17 protein-coding genes are annotated in these 17604 nt (G+C 73.4%); 7 read left to right on the top strand and 10 right to left on the bottom strand.

The window, feature by feature from the left end; all coding sequences use genetic code 11:
* Positions 1 to 35: 35 nt before the first annotated feature.
* The gene (locus AB0J97_RS13160; RefSeq protein ID WP_364087837.1) at positions 36 to 1019 is read right to left on the bottom strand and encodes a helix-turn-helix domain-containing protein; all 984 of its coding nucleotides are present in this window, start codon (positions 1017 to 1019) and stop codon (positions 36 to 38) included.
* Positions 1020 to 1123: 104 nt separating this feature from the next.
* On the opposite strand from AB0J97_RS13160, the gene AB0J97_RS13165 reads away from it, so the two are divergent.
* On the top strand, positions 1124 to 2290 hold the full coding sequence (locus tag AB0J97_RS13165) for an MFS transporter (RefSeq protein ID WP_357696856.1): 1167 nt from the start codon (positions 1124 to 1126) through the stop codon (positions 2288 to 2290).
* On the top strand, positions 2287 to 3039 hold the full coding sequence (locus AB0J97_RS13170) for a methyltransferase domain-containing protein (RefSeq protein WP_364087840.1): 753 nt from the start codon (positions 2287 to 2289) through the stop codon (positions 3037 to 3039). Before AB0J97_RS13165 ends, AB0J97_RS13170 begins: the two co-directional genes overlap by 4 nt.
* A gap of 10 nt (positions 3040 to 3049) precedes the next feature.
* On the opposite strand, the gene AB0J97_RS13175 is transcribed toward AB0J97_RS13170, so the two are convergent.
* On the bottom strand, positions 3050 to 3757 hold the full coding sequence (locus AB0J97_RS13175; protein WP_364087842.1) for a helix-turn-helix domain-containing protein: 708 nt from the start codon (positions 3755 to 3757) through the stop codon (positions 3050 to 3052).
* A 99-nt stretch (positions 3758 to 3856) separates the two neighbouring features.
* Here AB0J97_RS13175 and AB0J97_RS13180 point away from each other — a divergent pair, with 99 nt between their 5' ends.
* A complete protein-coding gene (locus tag AB0J97_RS13180) occupies positions 3857 to 4795 on the top strand; it encodes an NADP-dependent oxidoreductase (protein ID WP_364087844.1) in 939 nt (312 codons plus the stop codon).
* 84 nt (positions 4796 to 4879) lie between these two features.
* On the opposite strand, the gene AB0J97_RS13185 is transcribed toward AB0J97_RS13180, so the two are convergent.
* The gene (locus AB0J97_RS13185; protein WP_357696848.1) at positions 4880 to 6163 is read right to left on the bottom strand and encodes an acyltransferase; all 1284 of its coding nucleotides are present in this window, start codon (positions 6161 to 6163) and stop codon (positions 4880 to 4882) included.
* Between the two features lie 239 nt (positions 6164 to 6402).
* Between AB0J97_RS13185 and AB0J97_RS13190 the strand changes: the two genes are divergently transcribed.
* Positions 6403 to 7188: a tryptophan 2,3-dioxygenase family protein gene (locus tag AB0J97_RS13190; RefSeq protein ID WP_357696846.1), complete on the top strand. Its 786-nt coding sequence runs from the start codon at positions 6403 to 6405 to the stop codon at positions 7186 to 7188.
* Positions 7185 to 8381, top strand: coding sequence for a kynureninase (locus tag AB0J97_RS13195; RefSeq protein ID WP_364087847.1), 1197 nt, complete (start codon positions 7185 to 7187; stop codon positions 8379 to 8381). The genes AB0J97_RS13190 and AB0J97_RS13195 overlap by 4 nt, the downstream gene beginning before the upstream one ends.
* A 29-nt stretch (positions 8382 to 8410) precedes the next feature.
* Here the strand turns inward: AB0J97_RS13195 and AB0J97_RS13200 are convergent, their stop codons facing one another.
* From AB0J97_RS13200 to AB0J97_RS13210, 3 genes are read right to left on the bottom strand one after another with little or no spacing between them, the layout of a single operon-like run.
* Positions 8411 to 10090 carry a CoA-transferase gene (locus tag AB0J97_RS13200; RefSeq protein WP_364087849.1) on the bottom strand — a complete coding sequence of 560 codons (1680 nt, stop codon included), beginning with the start codon at positions 10088 to 10090 and terminating at the stop codon, positions 8411 to 8413.
* Positions 10087 to 10851, bottom strand: coding sequence for an enoyl-CoA hydratase/isomerase family protein (locus AB0J97_RS13205; RefSeq protein WP_357696840.1), 765 nt, complete (start codon positions 10849 to 10851; stop codon positions 10087 to 10089). Before AB0J97_RS13205 ends, AB0J97_RS13200 begins: the two co-directional genes overlap by 4 nt.
* Complete coding sequence (locus AB0J97_RS13210) at positions 10851 to 11528, bottom strand: FkbM family methyltransferase (protein ID WP_357696838.1); 678 nt, start codon at positions 11526 to 11528, stop codon at positions 10851 to 10853. Before AB0J97_RS13210 ends, AB0J97_RS13205 begins: the two co-directional genes overlap by 1 nt.
* A gap of 189 nt (positions 11529 to 11717) precedes the next feature.
* Here AB0J97_RS13210 and AB0J97_RS13215 point away from each other — a divergent pair, with 189 nt between their 5' ends.
* The gene (locus tag AB0J97_RS13215) at positions 11718 to 12587 is read left to right on the top strand and encodes an arylamine N-acetyltransferase (RefSeq protein ID WP_364087853.1); all 870 of its coding nucleotides are present in this window, start codon (positions 11718 to 11720) and stop codon (positions 12585 to 12587) included.
* 21 nt (positions 12588 to 12608) lie between these two features.
* Here AB0J97_RS13215 and AB0J97_RS13220 read toward each other — a convergent pair whose 3' ends face one another.
* Positions 12609 to 13007, bottom strand: coding sequence for a VOC family protein (locus AB0J97_RS13220; RefSeq protein ID WP_364087855.1), 399 nt, complete (start codon positions 13005 to 13007; stop codon positions 12609 to 12611).
* 89 nt (positions 13008 to 13096) lie between these two features.
* On the opposite strand from AB0J97_RS13220, the gene AB0J97_RS13225 reads away from it, so the two are divergent.
* Entirely contained in the window at positions 13097 to 14086 is a 990-nt protein-coding gene (locus AB0J97_RS13225) for a YafY family protein (protein ID WP_364087857.1), read from the top strand.
* A 10-nt stretch (positions 14087 to 14096) separates the two neighbouring features.
* Here AB0J97_RS13225 and AB0J97_RS13230 read toward each other — a convergent pair whose 3' ends face one another.
* The 3 genes from AB0J97_RS13230 to AB0J97_RS13240 all read right to left on the bottom strand — a co-directional run bounded on the left by AB0J97_RS13230 (position 14097) and on the right by AB0J97_RS13240 (position 17592).
* Entirely contained in the window at positions 14097 to 14762 is a 666-nt protein-coding gene (locus tag AB0J97_RS13230; protein ID WP_364087859.1) for a nitroreductase, read from the bottom strand.
* 18 nt (positions 14763 to 14780) lie between these two features.
* Positions 14781 to 16184, bottom strand: coding sequence for a serine hydrolase domain-containing protein (locus tag AB0J97_RS13235; protein WP_364087861.1), 1404 nt, complete (start codon positions 16182 to 16184; stop codon positions 14781 to 14783).
* 142 nt (positions 16185 to 16326) lie between these two features.
* On the bottom strand, positions 16327 to 17592 hold the full coding sequence (locus AB0J97_RS13240; RefSeq protein WP_357696826.1) for an extracellular solute-binding protein: 1266 nt from the start codon (positions 17590 to 17592) through the stop codon (positions 16327 to 16329).
* Positions 17593 to 17604 lie beyond the last annotated feature (12 nt).

Genomic DNA, 17604 nt, shown 5'->3' on the forward strand with positions numbered 1-17604 from the left:
GGCATCCCGAGGTCGTGGCGTCCTGGCCGGCCCGGCTACCTCGCCGCGCTGTCGCGTTCCGCCTCGGGTCGCCTGCCGAAGGCCAGGCGGTAGTCGCGCGGCGGCAGGCCGACGTGGCGGGTGAAGTGGTGGCGCAGGGTCAGCGGAGTGCTGAAACCGCAGCGGTGGGCGATGGCGGCGATGGGCAGCTCGCTGACCTCCAGCAGGTGCTGGGCGGCCAGGACGCGCTGGGTCAGCAGCCATTGCAGGGGCGTGTCGCCGGTGGTCTGGACGAACCGGCGGGCGAAGCTGCGCTCGGACATGCGGGCCAGGTTCGCCAGCTCCGGGACGGTCCACGGGTGGGCCAGGTCGTCGAGCATGCGTTCGCGCAGGCCGGTCAGGCTGTCGGACGGCCCACCCCCGGCGGGGACGGGGCGGGTGATGAACTGCGCCTGGCCGCCTGACCGGAACGGCGCGGTGACCATGGTGCGGGCGATCTCGGCCGCGGCGGCGGCGCCGTGGTCGCGGCGGACCAGGTGCAGGCACAGGTCGATGCCCGCGGCCACGCCCGCCGAGGTCCACACGGTGCCGTCCCCGACGAACAGCACGCCGGGGTCGACGCTCACCTCGGGGTGGCGCTGCGCGAGCTGCTCGGCGTCGAGCCAGTGGGCGGTGGCCCTGCGGCCGTCCAGCAGGCCCGCGGCGGCCAGCACGAACGCCCCCGAGCACAGGGACGCGACGGTCGCGCCACGGTCGTGCGCGGCGCGGAGCGCGGTGACCACGTCCGGGTGGACGGGCCCGGCCAGGTTCTGGACGCCGGGCACGACGACCAGGTCGCACTCGTCCAGGCCGTCCAGGCCGTGGTCGGGAACGCAGGTCACGCCCGTGCTCATGGTCAGCGCGTGACCGCGCGGCCCGCACGTGCGCAGGTCGAACGCCGGGACGCCGCGATCGGTCCGGTCGAGGCCCCAGACCTCGGTGGCCACGGCGTAGTCGAAGACGCGGACGTGCTCGGTCACCACGATCCCCACACAGCGCATGGCGGAAATCTATCCCACGTTTGCGTTTCTGCCACTCACGGACCGACCGGCTCGGCCGCCAGGCTCGGAGGCGATCGTCCCGATGAGTCGAGGAGCGCATTGCCATGCCGCTGGCCCTCTTGGCCTTGGCCGTCACAGGTTTCGCCGTCGGAACCTCCGAGTTCGCCATCATGGGCCTGCTGCCGCAGGTCGCCACGGGGGTCGGGGTGTCGATCCCGGCCGCCGGCGTGCTGATCAGCGGGTACGCCGTAGGCGTGATCGTGGGGGCGCCGCTGCTGACCGCGGTCTCGGCACGCCTGTCGCGCCGCACGACGCTGCTGATCGTCGCGGCGCTGCTGACGGCGGGCAGCGTCCTGTCGGCGGTCGCGTCCGGCTACGGCCTGCTGATGGCGGCCAGGGTGGTCGCGGGCATCCCGCAGGGCGCGCTGTTCGGGGTCGGGTCGGTGGTGGCGGCCGAGCTCGTCCCGCCGGAACGCCGCGGATGGGCGATGTCGATCATGTTCGGCGGGTTCACCCTGGCGAACGTGGCCGGGGTTCCGCTGGTGACCTGGCTGGGGCAGGCCGCCGGCTGGCGGGCCACGTTCTGGGCGATCGCCGCGCTCGGCGTGTTGTCCCTCGCGGGCATCGCGGCGCTGGTGCCGGGCCGGCTGCGTCCCGGGGGCGAGGCCGGGCTGCGCTCGGAGTTGTCGACCCTGCGCCGGCCGCAGGTCTGGCTCGCGATGGCGGTGACGACGGCCGGTTTCGGCGGCGTCTTCGCCTCCTTCACCTACGTCGCCCCGATGATGACCCAGGTCGCGGGTTTCAGCGGCGGCAGCATGACGGCGTTGCTGGTCGTCTTCGGCCTGGGCATGGCCGCGGGCAACCTGCTGTCGGGCCACTTCGCCGGACGCCGGCTCATGCCCAGCCTGTACGTGTTCCTCGCCGGGCTCACCGTCGTGCTGGGCCTGTTCCTGGTGACCGCGCACAGCAGGATCCTCGCCGCCTGCACCCTGTTCCTGCTGGGCCTGTTCGGCTTCGCGACCGTCCCCGCCCTGCAGATGCGCATCCTAGACAAGGCCACCGGCGCCCCCACCCTCGCCTCCGCGCTGAACCTGTCGGCGTTCAACGTGGCCAACGCGCTCGGCGCGTTCCTCGGCGGGCTGGTGATCAGCGCCGGGTTCGGCTACACCAGCCCCAACGCCGTCGGCGCCGTGCTGGCCGCCGCCGGGCTCGCCCTCGCGCTCTGTTCAGGAGCGATCGACGCACGCGCCGAGGAGGCGGTCGGCCGATGACTCCCGACGTCGAGCGCTACACGCCCGGTCATGACTCCTTCGCCGTCGACTTCATGGCCGCCAGGCGCGCCGCGACGCACGCGGACTTCTTCCTGCCGCATCTCGCGCCGGGGACGTCGCTGCTGGACCTGGGATGCGGGCCCGGCACCATCACCAACGACCTCGCCGCCGCCGTCGCACCGGGCCACGTGCTGGGCCTCGACCAGCAGGCGGCCCAGTTCACGGGCGCGCGTGCGTCGGCCCGGCGACGGGGCCTGACGAACGTCCGCTTCCAGGAGGGGTCCTGCTACGACATCCCGCTGGCGGACCGCTCGGTGGACCGCGTCTTCTCGCACGCCCTGATGGAACACCTGGCCCATCCGGCGCGCGCGCTGGCGGAGATCCGCCGGGTCCTGCGGCCCGGCGGCACGGTCGGCCTGTGCAGCCCCGACTGGGGCGGCTTCCTGCTCAGCCCTCCCCTGGACGACGCCGTCGCCGCCTACATCAACCTGCAGCGGGCCAACGGCGGCGACCCGCACGTCGGCCGCAAACTCGGCCCGTACCTGCGCGAGGCGGGATTCACCGACGTCTGGCTGGACGTGCACCACGAGCGCCACGCCGACCCGTCCCGCATCGCCGGCTACCTCGCGCGCCAGCTCGACCTGGCGGAGCAGCCCGCCCACGCCGACCGGCTGCGCGCGTGGGCCGCCGACCCGGGCGCGATGTTCGCCCAGGCATGGGTCAGCGCCACCGCCACCCGCCCGAACTGACCCCGGGCGCTCACTCCAGGTCGCCGTCCGGGCCGGGGGCGGGGCGGGTGAGGCGGACCATGGCCCGGTACAGGGCGGTGGGCGCGGGGGCCGGCTCCAGCGGCGGCAGGTCGGTGCCGGGCGTGGCGTAGGCGCGCAACATCTGCCCGACGAGACGGCGCCAGGTGTCCGGAGCCGCGTCCCCGGTGGCGGCGATGACACCGGCGTTGGCCATCAGCAGGATGATCATGTCCCGGTCGCTGAAGTCCGCACGCAGCCGGCCGGTGGCCTTGGCCCGCTCGATGAGGTCGAGGAAGCCGTGATAGGCCGCGGCCCGGCGCTTCTCCAGCGCCTTGGCGGCGGGGAAGGTCATGGCCAGCACCTCGGCGAAGCCGCGGTCGGCGGCCTGCATGGCGCACACGGCCTCGACGTAGCCCACGAAGCCGTGCCAGGCGTCGGGGTCGGCCAGCGCCTCGGCGACGGCGGCGGCGTAGGCGTCCATGCGGTCGGCGAAGACGGCGTTGAGCAGTTCTTCGCGGGTGGCGAAGCGGCGCGACAAGGTGGCCTTGCCGACGCCGGCGGCGCGGGCGATGCAGGCCATGGAGACGCCGAGGCCGTGGCTGGCGAACAGGCCGCGGGCGGCGGCCAGGATGCGTTCGCGGTTGCGTTCGGCGTCGGCGCGCAGGCCCGGTCCGGGCTGCTCGCCTGAAGGGTCGGTGGCGTCGGCGGGAAGGTCCATGCCGCCCATCCTACCCAAGTGGAACGACCTACCCACTTTTGTTGCTACGCTGGCCGGAAGAAACGGGTAGCCCGTTCCACTTATTGAGAGGTGCCGCTCATGCGTGCCGTCATGCTGAACTCCGTCCCCGCCACCCCGGCCCTGGCCGACCTGCCCGTCCCGCGGCCCGAGGCCGGCGAGGTGCTGGTGAAGGTGGCCGCCTCCTCGGTCAACGGCTTCGACCTGGCGGTCGCCGCCGGCTACTTGCAGCAGATGATGGACCACCGCTTCCCGCTGGTGGTGGGCAAGGACTTCGCCGGCACCGTGGAGGCGCTCGGCGAAGGCGTCGAAGGCTTCATCGTCGGGCAGCCGGTCTTCGGCGTGGTGATGAAGCCGTTCCTGGGCCCCGGCTCGATGGCCGAGTACGTGACCGTGTCCGCCGGTTACGGCATCGCCCCCCTGGCCGAGGGGCTGAGCCTGGCGGAGGCGGGCGCGCTGGGCCTGGCCGGCACCGCGGCGGTCGACAGCCTCGACGCCGTGGCCCCGGCCGAGGGCGAGACCGTGCTGGTCTCCGGCGCCACCGGCGGCGTGGGCGCGCTGGCCGTGCAGCTGGCCGCCGCGCGCGGCGTCCGGGTGATCGCCACCGCCCGTCCCGGCGTCGAGGCCGACTTCGTCACCGGCCTCACCGGCGCCAAGGTCGAGCTCGTCGACCACGGCGGCGACGTGCCCGCCCAGGTCCGCGCGCTCGCCCCGGCGGGCGTGGACGCCGTGCTGCACCTGGCGGGCGACGGCGCCGAGCTGGCGGGGCTGCTGCGCACGGGCGGCCGGCTCGCCTCCACCCTCGGCCTGACCCAGGACGCCGTCCAGGGCGCCGGGGTGACCGTGCACACCGTCATGGCCGACCCGAACCCGCGCACCCTGACCGAGCTGGCGGCCCGGGCCGCGGCCGGTGCGCTGCGCGTCCCGGTCACCGCCACCTACCCGCTGGAGCGGGCCCCCGAGGCGTTCGCCGCGTTCGGCGCGGGAACGCTGGGCAAGATCGCCGTCGCCTGCTCCTGACCCGGCGGGGCGTCCCGGTCGCCGAGGCCGTCCGGCTCCGGATGCGATCCGGCACGGGATCCGGCACGGGATCCGGCACGGCTCTCAGACCGGGACCTTCGGGCTCTCGGCGGCCTGGCTCGGCTCGGCCTGGGCGCGCCGGGCCACCAGGCGCTCGCGCAGCCGCATCGCGGGCAGTTCCACCAGGTAGTAGCTGACCGTCGCGACGGCCACCGTGCCGACGAGCACGACCGCCAGCAGCTCCCAGAAGCCGGACTTGCCCATCACCATCGGCATCGGCACCGGCGGCGCGCCGAAGACGCTGCCGTTCTGGAGCCAGAGGTACTGCAGGATGAAGTGCCACAGGTAGACGCCGTAGGAGATGCGGCCGAAGAAGCGCATCGGGCGGTTGGTGAGCACGGCGTCGATGACCTTCGAGTGCACGCCGGGCACCACCACCGGGGCGATGACCAGCAGCGCGAAGATCAGGAACAGCACCATCTCGGCCATCGCCTCGGGAACCGTGGCGTAGTCGGCCATGCCGGGCTTGCCGAACGGCCGGATGCAGTTGATCACGTAGACGACGGCCGCGCCCAGCCAGAACAGCAGCGGCCGGCGGGCCACCAGGCGGTAGAAGGCGGGCGTGGTGCCCTTGGCCTCCGCGTACGCCGACAGGATGGCCAGGCCCATGCCGATGGCCAGGAAGCCGGTGAAGCCGATCACCCAGAAGTACTCGTACGGGAAGGGGCCCATCGACTCCAGGTGCGTGTACGCGGTCCAGGCCAGGCCGACGAGCACGAAGACGCCCAGCGGGACCAGCAGGCGGCGGGCCTTGGCGCCGGGGTCGGTCGCCTTCCTGGCGTACCGGTCGAAGATCCAGGCCAGGATCGGCAGCGCCAGGTAGAAGGTGACCTCGGCGGGCACGGTCCAGGTGGGCTCCAGCCCGGCGTAGCCCGCCTCGGGGCCCGTCACGTAGTAGTGCATGAGCAGCAGGGGGCTGAGCACGTACCAGAGGCCGTCCACGCTCTTGAGGTTGAGCAGCAGCAGCGCCGCCACGGCCACCAGCCAGTACGCGGGCAGGATCCGCAGCATGCGCTTGATCAGGTAGCTCTTGATCTCCGGGCGCGGCGTGCCGAGGATCGTCGCCCTGGCGAACGGCCGGTACAGCAGCAGGCCGGACATCACGAAGAAGGGCGGCAGCAGCACGTTGAGACCCTGGATCAGCACGGGCCAGATGCCGACGGACGGTTTGTCGTAGAAGCCGATGACGCCGGCGGCGAAGGCGACGTGCACGACGATCACGCCCAGTGCCAGATATCCGCGCAGCCCGTCGAGCCGAGGGGCCCGTTTGCCGGGCCCGCCCCTCTTGATGATCTCCGGTGAGGTCATGGCATGTTCCTCGCAGTTCGCTCGCTGATGGGGCTCGGCGCCCCCTCAGCGCCATCGTCACGCGAGGTCGCGGGCGGCCGCATCTCGTGTCGTGCTGAATTCGCGCGTGCCCCCGGACGGCCTTTTCCACATCTTCCGGAATGCGTTTCCGGTGAATTGCAGGAAGCGGTCCCGGCGGGGCAGGTAGCTGCCCGGGAATCGCCTGGTCCGCTTTCCCGCGGGCGCCCATCGTTGAGGCCATGAGAGAAGACACAGTCCTGACGTACTCGTCCTACCTGGCGCTGGAGGAGATCCTCACGGCGCAGCGGCCGGTTTCCGAGAGCCACGACGAGACCCTGTTCATCATCGTCCACCAGGTGTACGAGCTGTGGTTCAAACAATTGCTGCACGAATTCGCCGAGCTGCAGCTCGAACTCGCCGGCGGATTCACCGCGCACGCCATGCGGACTTTGCACCGGTCGTTGAAGCTGATGAGACTCGCGGTGTCCCAGATGGACGTCATGGAGACGATGACGCCGTTCCAGTTCGCCGCCTTCCGCGGCAAGCTGGGCACCAGCAGCGGCTTCCAGTCGGCGCAGTTCCGCGAGATCGAGGCGGTGCTGGGCCGGCGCGACGAGCGCATGCTGCTCGGCCAGGCCGAGGGCACCCCGGCCCGCGCCCGCATCGAGGACGCGATGGGCAGGCCCACGCTGTACGACTCGCTGCTCACGTACCTGTACCTGCGCGGCTACGAGGTGCCGCAGGACCGGCTGCACCGTGACGTGCGGCTGCCGCTGGAGCCGTCGGAGCCGGTGCAGGACCTGCTGCTGCGGGTCTACCGGGACGACACCGGCGCGGCCCAGCTCTGCGAGCGGCTGGTGGACCTGGACGAATGCCTCCAGGAGTGGCGGTACCGGCACCTGAAGATGGTCGAGCGCACCATCGGCGCCCGTCCGGGCACCGGCGGCTCCAGCGGCGGCGCGTACCTGCGCGCGTCCCTGACGCCGGCGTTCCCCGACCTGTGGGCGGTCAGGAGCCGGGCATGAACGACATCTCCGGGCGCCTGGCGCCGCACTACTCGGCCTTCCGGGCGCCGGACCGGCTGCTGCTCACCGGCCACTCCCACCAGGCGTGGCCGGACGTGGCCCTGGCCGGGCAGATCGAGGCGTTCGACGACGCCGCCAGGGATGTGGACGACAAATGGGCCGCCGCCTTCAAGAAGGCCGACCGGGTCAGGGAGGGCTTCCGCCTCTTCCTCGGCGACCCGTACGCCGAGCTGGCCCTCGGGTCCAGCACGCACGAGCTGGTGCTGCGCTTCCTGTCGGCCCTGGACCTGCGTGGCCGGCCCCGGCTGGTCACCTCCGGCGGCGAGTTCCACACGCTGCGGCGGCAACTCGCCCGGCTGGGCGAGGAGGGGGTGGAGGTGGTCGTCGTCCCGCCGGAGCCGGCGGGCACGCTGGCCGCGCGGCTGGCGGAGGCGGCCGACGACCGCACGGCCGCGGTCCTGGTCTCGGCGGTGCTGTTCGAGACGTCCAGGATCGTGCCGGGGCTGGACGGGCTCGCCGCCGCCTGCCGCGGCCTGGGCTGTGAGCTGCTGGTGGACGCCTACCACGCGCTGGGCGTGGTGCCGTTCTCGACCGCGGGGCTCGACCCGGCCTGGGTGGTGGCGGGCGGGTACAAGTACCTCCAGCTCGGCGAGGGCAACTGCGTGCTGCGGCTGCCGGGGCACGCCGACCTGCTGCGGCCGGTGGTGACGGGCTGGTACTCCGAGTTCGCCGAGCTGGCGGAGGACCCGCGGGCGGGCGGGCGGGTCGGCTACCCGACGGGGGCGGCCCGGTTCGCCGGGGCGACCTACGACCCGGTGAGCCACTACCGGGCGGCCCGGGTGTTCGACTTCTTCGCCGGGCAGGGGCTGACGCCGGAGGTGCTGCGGGCGGTGTCGCTGCGGCAGCGCGGGCTGCTGGCGGCGCGTTTCGACGAGCTCGGCGCGCCCGCGCGGGTGATCAGCCGGGACGTGGACGCCGCTCCGGAGGAGTTCGGCGGGTTCCTGGCGCTGCGCTCGCCGTACGCGGGGCGGCTGCGGGCGGGGCTGGCGGCCCGGGGGGTGCAGGCCGACAGCCGGGGCGAGTACCTGCGGCTGGGGCCGGCGCCGTACCTGTCGGACGCGCAGCTCCACGCGGCCATGGACGGCCTCGCCGCCGAGGTCCGCACCCTGACCGGGGCGCGGCGGGCGGCGTGAACGGAGGCGGGGGCGTGGGCGGGCAGAGGTCAGGGGCGGAAGAGCGCCGGGTCCATGGGGACGAGCGACGGCGAGAGGCGGACCGGGAAGCCGATCTGGTCGAGCACGTCGCGCCGCAGGTCCACACCGGGTGCGAGCTCCACGAGCTCCAGCCCGCCGGGGACGACGTCGAAGACCGCGCGCTCGGTGACCAGGCGGGCCCACTGCCCGCGCCGCACGCCCTCCCCCAGCCGGTACGTCACGTGACCGGCCCGCGCCACCAGCTTGCGCACCCGCCCTTCGGCCAGGACCCGCAGCTCGCCGTCGGTGCAGCTCACCCGGAGGCCGTCGGTGGTCAGCGTGCCGGCGAAGACCAGCCGCCTGGCGTTGTGCGCGATGTCCACGAACCCGCCGGCGCCCGGGTTGGCGGCGCCGAACCGGCTGACGTTCACGTTGCCCTCGGCGTCGATCTGGGCGAAGGCGAGGGCGGCGAACGGGCAGCCGCCGCCGTCGATGAAGTCGAACTGCGAGGGCCCGTCGAGCAGCGCCCGCGGCGAGTAGTTCGCCGAGAACTGCCAGCCGCTCATCACGATGCCACCGAAGGAGCCGTGCTCGGTGGTGAACAGGTGCTCGGCCAGGCGGCCGTCGTCCAGCAGGCCGTCCTCGGCCATGGCCAGGACGGCGTCGGAGGACGCGCCGAAACCGAAGATCGCGGTCTCCCCCGGCCGGACCTCTCTGGCGACCCGGCGGGCGATCACCTTGTCCGGGCCGGACGGCAACCGCGGCACCCGCGCGACGACGTCGGGGACATGCCGGAGATAACCGGGATCGTGCCGTACGCCGGTGGTCATGGGCGCGTCGGGGACGACGACGACCCGGTCGACGAGCGCCCCGGGCACGCGCATCTCCCGCGCGGGCAAGGACCCGGCGGGCACGATCCGCGACACCTGCGCGATCACGGTGCCGCCGCACGCCTTCACCGCCAGGGCGATGGCCAGCGCGCTGGAGAACAGCGGCTGGTCCTCGAAGGACAGGTTGCCGTCGGGGTCGGCGGCGCTCGCCCGCACCAGCCCGGCGTGCAGCGGCCAGGACGGGTAGAACAGGTACTCCTCGCCACCGAGCTCGACCAGCTCCACCAGGTCGTCCTGGGCCAGGCGGGTGAACTTGCCGCCGCCGTGCCGGGGGTCGGCGTACGTGCCGAGGCCGACGCGCGTCAGGTAGCCGGGGCCGCGCCGGGCCACCTCGCGCAGCCAGTGCATGGCGGCGCCCATCGGCCAGCTGTACGCCTCGACGAGGTCGTTCTGGATCAGCTCGGTGAGGGCGGGGCGGGCGCCGGTCACGGGGTGACGGGGGTTGACGAAGGAGGCCGACACGATGCGGCGCATCAGGCCCTTCCTGGCCACGTGGTCCATGCCGCCGATGCCGACGGCGTCCCCGGTGGCGCAGGGGAAGTAGAAGGTCAGGTCGCGCGGGGCGCCGGTGGTGGCGAAACGCTCGCCGAGCCCGGCCAGCAGGGCGTCGGGGGTGAGCCAGCCGATGACGCCGGTGCTGGCGACGGCCTGACCGTCCTGGATGAGCGCGACGGCCTCGGCCACCCCGCACACCTTGCCCGCCCGGCCGACCCGACCCGCCCGGCCGACCCGGCCCTCCTGGCCTGCCCGGGTCCCCTGGCCTTCCCGGCCTTCCCGGCCCGCCGCGGTCGCGTCGCGGGCCTCGTCCGGGCCGGTCATGGGCGGGCTCCGAAGCGGGACAGGCTCTCGCGGGCCGCGGCCGAGGCGCAGTCGGCGCCGAACATCCAGGCCGTCCGCGCGTCGAGCGTCTCGGCGGGCCCGCTCACCGTGTCGGCCAGCGCCCGTTTGGCGGAGGCGACCGCGTGCGGCGGCAGGGCGGCGAGCCCCGCCGCCACCTCCAGCGCGCAGGCCAGCGCCTCCCCCGGCGCGGTCAGCTCGTCCGCGCCGCCGAGCCCGTGCAGCTCGCGGCCGGTCAGCGGGCGGTCGCCCCAGACCAGCCGGCGCGCGACGACGGGCCCGACCCGGGCGACCAGGGACTGGATGCCCCACGGCGGCACCCAGCCGAGCCGCACCTCCGGCAGGTGCCAGCGGGCGTCCTCGGCGGTGACCACCACGTCGCAGCCGGTGGCCAGCAGGAAGCCGCCGCCGAGCGCGAAGCCCTCGACGGCGGCCACCACGGGGATGCCGAGATGCTGGACGCCCCTGGCCACGCGCCCGGTGTCGGCCTCGTGCCGCACCATGCCCTCACGCGTCATCCCGGACAGCTCCTTCAGGTCCGAGCCCGCGCAGAACCCCGGAGGCGCGCCCGTCAGCACGGCGGCGCGCACCCCGGGGTCGTCGTCCAGCGCGGCCAGCGCGGAGCCGAGCGCCGCGACCAGCCCGGACCCGAGCGCGTTGCGCACGCGGGGCCGGTCGAGCCGCAGGACGGCCACCGCGCCGCGGCGCTCGCACGCCAGTCCCCCGTCCGACGGGCGGTCCATCAGAACGAGGTGGGCCAGGGGGCCAGCCAGGCGACGTCCACGACGCCGGGACGCAGGTGCGGCCAGGAGGCCACCTCGCGCCAGCCGTGCGCCGTCATGTGCTCGGCGATGCTGTCGAGGGTCGAGCCGCCGCTGTAGCGGGCGGTCACGCTGCCCTCGACGACGGCCAGCCGCAGCCGGCTCAGGTCGGTCCCGGCCAGCACCTCCAGCTCGGCGCCCTGGGCGTCCACCACCAGCACGTTGCAGCCGTGCTGCACCTCGCTGACGGGGATCACCGGGACGACGTCCTGCCGGACGACGGCCATGGGCAGCAGCGGGGGCAGCATGCTGGACTGCTTGTCGTAGGGGGTGACGTTGAGCGTGGCCTGACCGCGTTCCCGGCCGGCGCACGCCGCCACGACCTCGCGGGCCGGGTGGCCGTGCTCGGGCTCGGGCAGCCCGGCGGACAGGTGGTGCAGCCGGAGCTGCTCGCGCAGCGCGGGCAGGTGGTCGCCGTTGGGCTCCATCATGACCAGGCGACGGAACCCGCACCTGGTGAGGGCCTCCACCTCCTGGCCCCGGTGCGCGCCCACCTGGATCACCCCTTCTGCCGGCAACCCCAGCTTGTCCAGCAGGTCGGGCAGGTGATCCTCCCATCGGGCGCTCACCCGCTCCGGTGCGACAGTCTGGTTGCGCATCTGGTCGTCTCCTCCCGGTGAAACGCTCAGGGCAGCGTCATCATGGTCATCGTCGGTCGCGGCCGGACGCCGCCGCATCTCGTGGATTGCGCGGTCCGCCGCCCGGGGAGCGGTCCGGGGAGCAATCCGCGAGATGCGGGCCGGCCGCGCGGCGGACCACGATGGACACGGCGACCGAAGGGAGGGCCCATGCGGCGAACACGCGACCGTGACCTGAACGCCTACCTCGACCGGCTGGAGGTCGGCGACCCCGGCGAGCCGTCGCTCCCGGCGCTGCGCGCGCTGCATCGCGCGCACGTGGAGCGGGTGCCGTACGAGACGCTGGAGGTCCAGCTCGGACGGCCGACCACCGTGGACCCGCGCGAGTCGGTCGAGCGGGTGCTGCGCGGGCGCGGCGGCTACTGCGTGCAGCTCAACGGGGCGTTCGCCACGCTGCTGACCGCGCTCGGCTACGACGTCACCTGGCATCGGGCCGGGGTGCAGGCCGCCGTACGGGCGCCCGCCTCGCCGGCGTCGTTCGCGCCGCACCTGGCCCTCACCGTCGCGCTCGACGGGCAGGACTGGCTGGTGGACATCGGCCTCGGGGACGGGCTGCACGAGCCGCTGCCGCTGCGGGCGGGGACGTACCGCCAGGGGCCGTTCGAGTTCCGGCTGTCCGCCTCGGACGTGGAGCCGGGCGGGTGGCGGTTCGACCACGACGCCCGCGGATCGATCGCCGGGCTCGACGTCGAACGCGCGCCCGCCGCACCCGGGGACTTCGTGGAGTGGCATCCGTACCTGTGCACGTCGCCCGAGTCCCGCCTGGTGCGGGCCGCCGTCGTGCTGCGGCGCGACGCGACCGGGGCCGACTGCCTGGTGGGCTGCATGCTGCGCCGGATCGGCGCGGACGGCAGGACCGAGCGGGAGCTGTCCACGCGGCGGGAGTGGTACGGCGCGCTGGAGGAGGTGTTCGGGCTGCGCCTCGACGACGTCGGCGGCACCGAACGCGAGGCCCTGTGGATCAAGGTCCGCGACGCCCACCTCGCCTGGCAGTCCCGCCGCCGCACCCCCGTCGCCTGACCCGCCGCCCGACCCCGCCGGTCAGCGGGCGGACCTGGCCTCGGCGGCGGCGGTGACCGGGGTGAAGAAGTTGACGAGATTGCCGTCGGGGTCGCGGAACAGCAGCGACCGGTTGCCCCAGGGCATCGTGGTGGGCTCGTTGACGAAGTCGCTGACGAAGCCGGTGAGGTTTCCGTACACGCGGTCCACGTCGTCCACCAGGAACTCGACGATCACGCTGTGGTTGTCGGCCGGGCGGGAGGATCCCGGGGCGAACAGCGGGACGGTGCGGGTGCTCGCGATCGCCAGCGTGGCGGTGCCGGTCCTGATCTCGGCGAAGTCCTCGGTGGACCAGGCCGCCGGCGTCCCGGTGGCCTTCTCGTAGAACCCGGCGAGGCGGGCGACGTCACCGGTGATGATGCGGATCGAGACGAAATCCATGGCGTTCCTCCTGCTTTTCTCTTGGCACCCCGCACGTTACGGCTGATACTGGACAGATTCGGTCCACTATTCGCCATAAGCTCGAACTCATGTCGCCACCCACCGGTCGTGTGCTCACGCTCCTGGAGTTGCTTCAGTCGGGCGGCGTCCGGACGATGGCCGAACTGGCCGACCGGCTCGGCGTCGACGGCCGTACCGTGCGGCGGTACGTCGGTCAGCTCATCGATCTCGGGCTGCCGGTCGAGTCGGTGCGCGGCCGCTACGGCGGCTATCGCCTCGCCCGCGGCCACCGCCTGCCGCCGCTCATGCTCGACGACGACGAGGCGCTCGCCGTGCTGCTCGGCCTGATCGCCAACCGGCGTACGTCCGGCGACGCGGGTGACACGGCGAGCGAGACGGCGGCCGCGAAGATCCGCCGGGTGCTGCCCGAACGGCTCGCCCGCAGGCTCGACGCGCTCCTGGAATCCCTAGCCTTCACCGGCCCGCCCGGCGGGCCCGCCGCCCCGGACGCCGCCACCCTGCTCACGATCGCCGACGCCGTACGCCACCGCCGGCCCGTCTCGATCCGCTACGCCGACCGCGCCGGCCGGCGTAGTGACCGCACGCTGCACCCGTACGGGATCGTCAGCCACGCGGGCCGCTGGTACGTCACCGGCGAGGACCCCGGCCTCGGCGAGAACCGGACCTTCCGCCTCGACCGCGTCGCGGACGCCCGGGCCCTGCCCGGCTCGTTCGAGGCGCCGGCCGGACCGGACCCGGCGCAGCGCGTCCTGTCGGGGTTCGTCACGGCGTCCTACCGGCACGAGGTGACCCTGCGGGTCCACGCGACGCCCGAGCAGATCCGCGCCCGCCTGCCCGCCGCCGTCGCCACCGTGGAGGAGATCGCCGACGAGCCCGCCGGCGAGGCGGGCCCGGCGGGCGAGCGCTGGTTGCGCGTCGAGCTACGGGCCGAGCGGCTCGACTGGCTGCCCGCCGTGCTCGCCGCGCTCGACCGGCCGTTCGTCATCGAGCGCCCCGGCGAGCTGCGCGACCTCGTCCTCGCCGTCGCCGACCGTCTCGCGTCCCGCGCCCGAGCCTGATCCCTCGGCGTCACACGCCGACGAAGCTCACCGTCTCCGTCAGGTCCGCACGACCGGTGCGCAGCGGTGGCACGTCCTCCTTCTCGAAGCCCACCGCGACGCCACAGAGCAGGACAAGTCCGTCATGGGCTCCGGCGATCTGGCTGACGGTCTCGCGGTACATCGTCCACATCACCTGGGGGCAGCTGTGCACCCCTTCGGCCCTCAGCAGCAGCATGACCGTCTGCAGGTACATGCCCGCGTCCGCCCACTGCCCGGGGCCCATCGTCCGGTCCAGGTAGCAGAACAGGACGACCGGCGCCCCGAACGCCGCCGAGTTCAGGGCGGCGATCCTCCTGGGCCGGTCGGGGGCGTCGCGCTTGATCCCCAGCGCCCTGTACCGCTGGTCGGCCGCGGCGGCGAAGCGGTCCAGGTACGGCGAGGCCAGCTCGGCCGGGTACATCGGGTACTCCCGCTCGTCCCCCGGGTCCCCCGCCAGCGCCCTGGCCGTCGCCCGCCGTTTCAGCTCGGCCAGCGGCTGGCCGGCCACGACGTACAGCCGCCACGGCTGGAGGTTCCCGCTCGACGGAGCCCGGGTCGCGGCGGCCAGCACGCGTTCGAGCACCTCCTTGGGGACCGGCTCGTCGCTGAACGCCCGCACCGCCCGGCGGCTGTCCACGGCTTCGTACACGTCCATGCCTGCTCGTCCTCTCACTCAACTGCCCTTGCGGGCCGCGGCGTAGAGCCGTGCGGCCGTCACCGCCGTGCCCGCGACCGCGGCCGTCACCAACCAGATCATGAACGTCGGATAGAGATAGACCACCTGGATCCACATGATGTCGCCGCCCCGGAGAAGCACCCTCATGATCGGGACGACCGTGACGCACAGCGCGAGCGGGACCAGATACGGCAGCAGCCGCCACCGCCGCCACCCGCCGTGCACGACGGCCCAGCGCCGGGAGCGGGCCACGCCCCGGACGGCCAGCCCGGCGGTCGCGAGGGCCAGCAGGACGAACAGGATGTCGGTGACGAGGTAGGGCGGCGACGAGGGGATCTCGGGGGTGCCTCCCTCGATCAGGGCGATCAGGCCGTCCATGAGGGCGTCGGCGTCGCCGAAGGCCGTTCCGGTGTTCGCCATGACCGCGACGCCGTACCCCGACTCCGGCATCAGCAACTGGGCGGCCGTGGAGGTGAAGAGGTCGCCGTCGTGCCGGACGACGGGAGTGCCGCGGGCGGTCTTGCCGATCATCCAGCCGAGGGCGTACTCCCCGTCCTGCTCGGACGGCGTGCGCATCTCCTTGACGCTCCGGGGAGACAGGATGCCGTTGTTCTGCGCGATCAGCCACCGGGCCATGTCGTCGGCGGTGCTGAGGATCCCGCCCGAGCCGTTGCCGAACCCGGACGGCTCGGGCACGGCGACGGCCCGGCCGAGGACGACCAGATGGCCGCGGGCGCTGCCGGGCAGGTCGCGATCGGTGTCGACGGTCCTGCTGCCGCGCATGCCGAGGGGCGTGAAGACGTGCGCGTCCAGGTACGCCGCGAACGGCTGCCCGCTCACCACCTCGACCAGCCGCGCGGCGACCTGGTAGTTGGTGTTGTGGTAGCTGAAGGCGGTCCCCGGCTCCGCGGCGAGCTTCGCCGTCCTGAGCCGTGCCACGGCGCCTTGGAGCGTGTCGGGCTGGGGCAGGCTCTTCTCGCGGAAGGCCGAGTCGGCCATGCCGGACGTCTGGTTGAGCAGCTGCCGCACGGTGATCCGCGCGGCCCTGGGATCCGCCATGGTGAACTCGGGCAGGTAACCGCGCACCGGCTTGTCCAGCTCGACCTGCCCTTTCTCCACCAGTTGCAGGACGGCGAGCGAGGTGAAGGACTTGCTGACCGACGCCACGGCCATGGGCGTGCCGGCCGTCACCGGCTCGCCGGAGGCGGTCTCGCCGTACCCGGCGGCGTGGACGATCTGCCGGCCCTTGGTGATCGCGACCGCGGCCCCGGGGAGGCCGGTCGCCTCGCGGTACTTCGTGACGAAGGCGTCCACCGACGAAGGGTCGAGGTCGTGCGGCGGAGCCGGGCCGGACGCGAGCGGCAGGGCGAGACAGAGCACGGCGAGGAGGTTTCTGAGCACCCGCCCAACGCTATGAACCACCCTCATTCTGCGACCATTGCGATATCCCTCCGCTTTTCCTACGGAAAACCGCTATCCCTCACGGAAGCCGCGCAGGGCCGTCATCCCACCGCGCGGCGGGACGACGGCCCGGGTGCGGCGGTCAGGAGCCGGCGGCGATCTGCTGGAACTTGGTCAGGACCGCGCGCGGGTCGCTGCCCGGCGCCAGCGCGGCCCCCAGCTCGGCGGCCAGCGTGCCGCGCAGCTCCGCCCAGACCGGCTCCGAGGTCGGGTCGAAGCGGGCCTTGGCCACCATGTCCACGACGGGGGTCACCTTCGGGTCCTGGCGCATGAGCGCCGAGGCGGACGCGGTCGTCGGCAGCAGGCCCTCGACCTTGAGGTACTTGGTGTAGTTGTCGGCCTGGTAGAAGTAGTCGAGGAACTCGCGGACCAGCTGCTGGTTGCCGTCCTTCTTGAAGGCCATCAGGTAGTCCTGGATGCCGTGCGTGGCCGGTTCGGCGCCGTTGTTGGTGGGGAACGGCGCGGTGCCGTAGTCGATGCCCGCCTTGTCCACCGGGTCGAGGAAGGCCCGCGTGCCGAAGGACGCGTACACCATGGCCGCCTTGCCCTGCGCGAACAGCGGCCAGGTGCCGTCGGCGCGGTTGGTCTGGCCAGGGTTCGGCTGGGTGTAGCCGTCCTTGGTCAGCGACTTGAGGAAGTCCAGCGTCTCGACGGCGCGATCGCCGTTGACGGCCCACTTGCCGTCGGCGCGCCAGTCGCCGCCGTCGGCCCGCAGCCAGGTGCCGAACTCGTAGCCACCGGCCTCGGCGCCGAGGGCCAGCGCGTACGGCACGTACCCGCCGGGCAGCGCCTTGATCGCCTTGGCCGCCGCGCGGAGCTCGTCCCAGGTGGCCGGCGGCTTGTCGAGCCCGGCCTCCTTGAGGATCTTCTTGTTGTAGTACATGCCGTTGACGGTGGCGACGAACGGCAGGCCGTACTGGCCGCCGTCGTAGGAGGCGTTCTCGGCGAAGGACGGCAGGAAGTCCGACAGCACCTCCTTCGAGACCACCTCCTCGGCCCGGTACAGCAGCCCGGCCTCGGCGTAGTCGGCGAAGACGTTGCCGTTGAGCACGTCGGGGAACTGCTTGGTCTGGACCATGGTGTTGACCTGGCTCTGCAGGTTCCCCCAGTCGATCACCTGCAGCTCGACGTTCTTGCCGGGGTGCTTGGCCTCGAAGGAGGCGATCAGCTCGTCCCAGTAGGGCCGGGTGCCCTCGGTGTACTGGGCCACGACCAGTTTGATGGAGTTCTGGCCGTCGCCGCCCGATCCGTCCGAGCCGCCCGAGCCGCCGCCGCACGCGGTCAGCGCGAGCACGAGACCGGTGAACGCGGCCAGGCCGCCGAGCCGTCGTCGTCTTGTGGGGGTCATCTCACACCGATC

The organism is Nonomuraea sp. NPDC049607 (genome assembly GCF_040675375.1).
Lineage (GTDB): Bacteria > Actinomycetota > Actinomycetes > Streptosporangiales > Streptosporangiaceae > Nonomuraea.

What these genes read in the sequence shown, in the direction of transcription:
- AB0J97_RS13160 (WP_364087837.1), bottom strand. Translation starts at nt 1,019, where the DNA reads ATGCGCTGTGTGGGGATCGTGGTGACCGAGCACGTCCGCGTCTTCGAC.
- AB0J97_RS13165 (WP_357696856.1), top strand. Translation starts at nt 1,124, where the DNA reads ATGCCGCTGGCCCTCTTGGCCTTGGCCGTCACAGGTTTCGCCGTCGGA.
- AB0J97_RS13170 (WP_364087840.1), top strand. Translation starts at nt 2,287, where the DNA reads ATGACTCCCGACGTCGAGCGCTACACGCCCGGTCATGACTCCTTCGCC.
- AB0J97_RS13175 (WP_364087842.1), bottom strand. Translation starts at nt 3,757, where the DNA reads ATGGACCTTCCCGCCGACGCCACCGACCCTTCAGGCGAGCAGCCCGGA.
- AB0J97_RS13180 (WP_364087844.1), top strand. Translation starts at nt 3,857, where the DNA reads ATGCGTGCCGTCATGCTGAACTCCGTCCCCGCCACCCCGGCCCTGGCC.
- AB0J97_RS13185 (WP_357696848.1), bottom strand. Translation starts at nt 6,163, where the DNA reads ATGACCTCACCGGAGATCATCAAGAGGGGCGGGCCCGGCAAACGGGCC.
- AB0J97_RS13190 (WP_357696846.1), top strand. Translation starts at nt 6,403, where the DNA reads ATGAGAGAAGACACAGTCCTGACGTACTCGTCCTACCTGGCGCTGGAG.
- AB0J97_RS13195 (WP_364087847.1), top strand. Translation starts at nt 7,185, where the DNA reads ATGAACGACATCTCCGGGCGCCTGGCGCCGCACTACTCGGCCTTCCGG.
- AB0J97_RS13200 (WP_364087849.1), bottom strand. Translation starts at nt 10,090, where the DNA reads ATGACCGGCCCGGACGAGGCCCGCGACGCGACCGCGGCGGGCCGGGAA.
- AB0J97_RS13205 (WP_357696840.1), bottom strand. Translation starts at nt 10,851, where the DNA reads ATGGACCGCCCGTCGGACGGGGGACTGGCGTGCGAGCGCCGCGGCGCG.
- AB0J97_RS13210 (WP_357696838.1), bottom strand. Translation starts at nt 11,528, where the DNA reads ATGCGCAACCAGACTGTCGCACCGGAGCGGGTGAGCGCCCGATGGGAG.
- AB0J97_RS13215 (WP_364087853.1), top strand. Translation starts at nt 11,718, where the DNA reads ATGCGGCGAACACGCGACCGTGACCTGAACGCCTACCTCGACCGGCTG.
- AB0J97_RS13220 (WP_364087855.1), bottom strand. Translation starts at nt 13,007, where the DNA reads ATGGATTTCGTCTCGATCCGCATCATCACCGGTGACGTCGCCCGCCTC.
- AB0J97_RS13225 (WP_364087857.1), top strand. Translation starts at nt 13,097, where the DNA reads ATGTCGCCACCCACCGGTCGTGTGCTCACGCTCCTGGAGTTGCTTCAG.
- AB0J97_RS13230 (WP_364087859.1), bottom strand. Translation starts at nt 14,762, where the DNA reads ATGGACGTGTACGAAGCCGTGGACAGCCGCCGGGCGGTGCGGGCGTTC.
- AB0J97_RS13240 (WP_357696826.1), bottom strand. Translation starts at nt 17,592, where the DNA reads ATGACCCCCACAAGACGACGACGGCTCGGCGGCCTGGCCGCGTTCACC.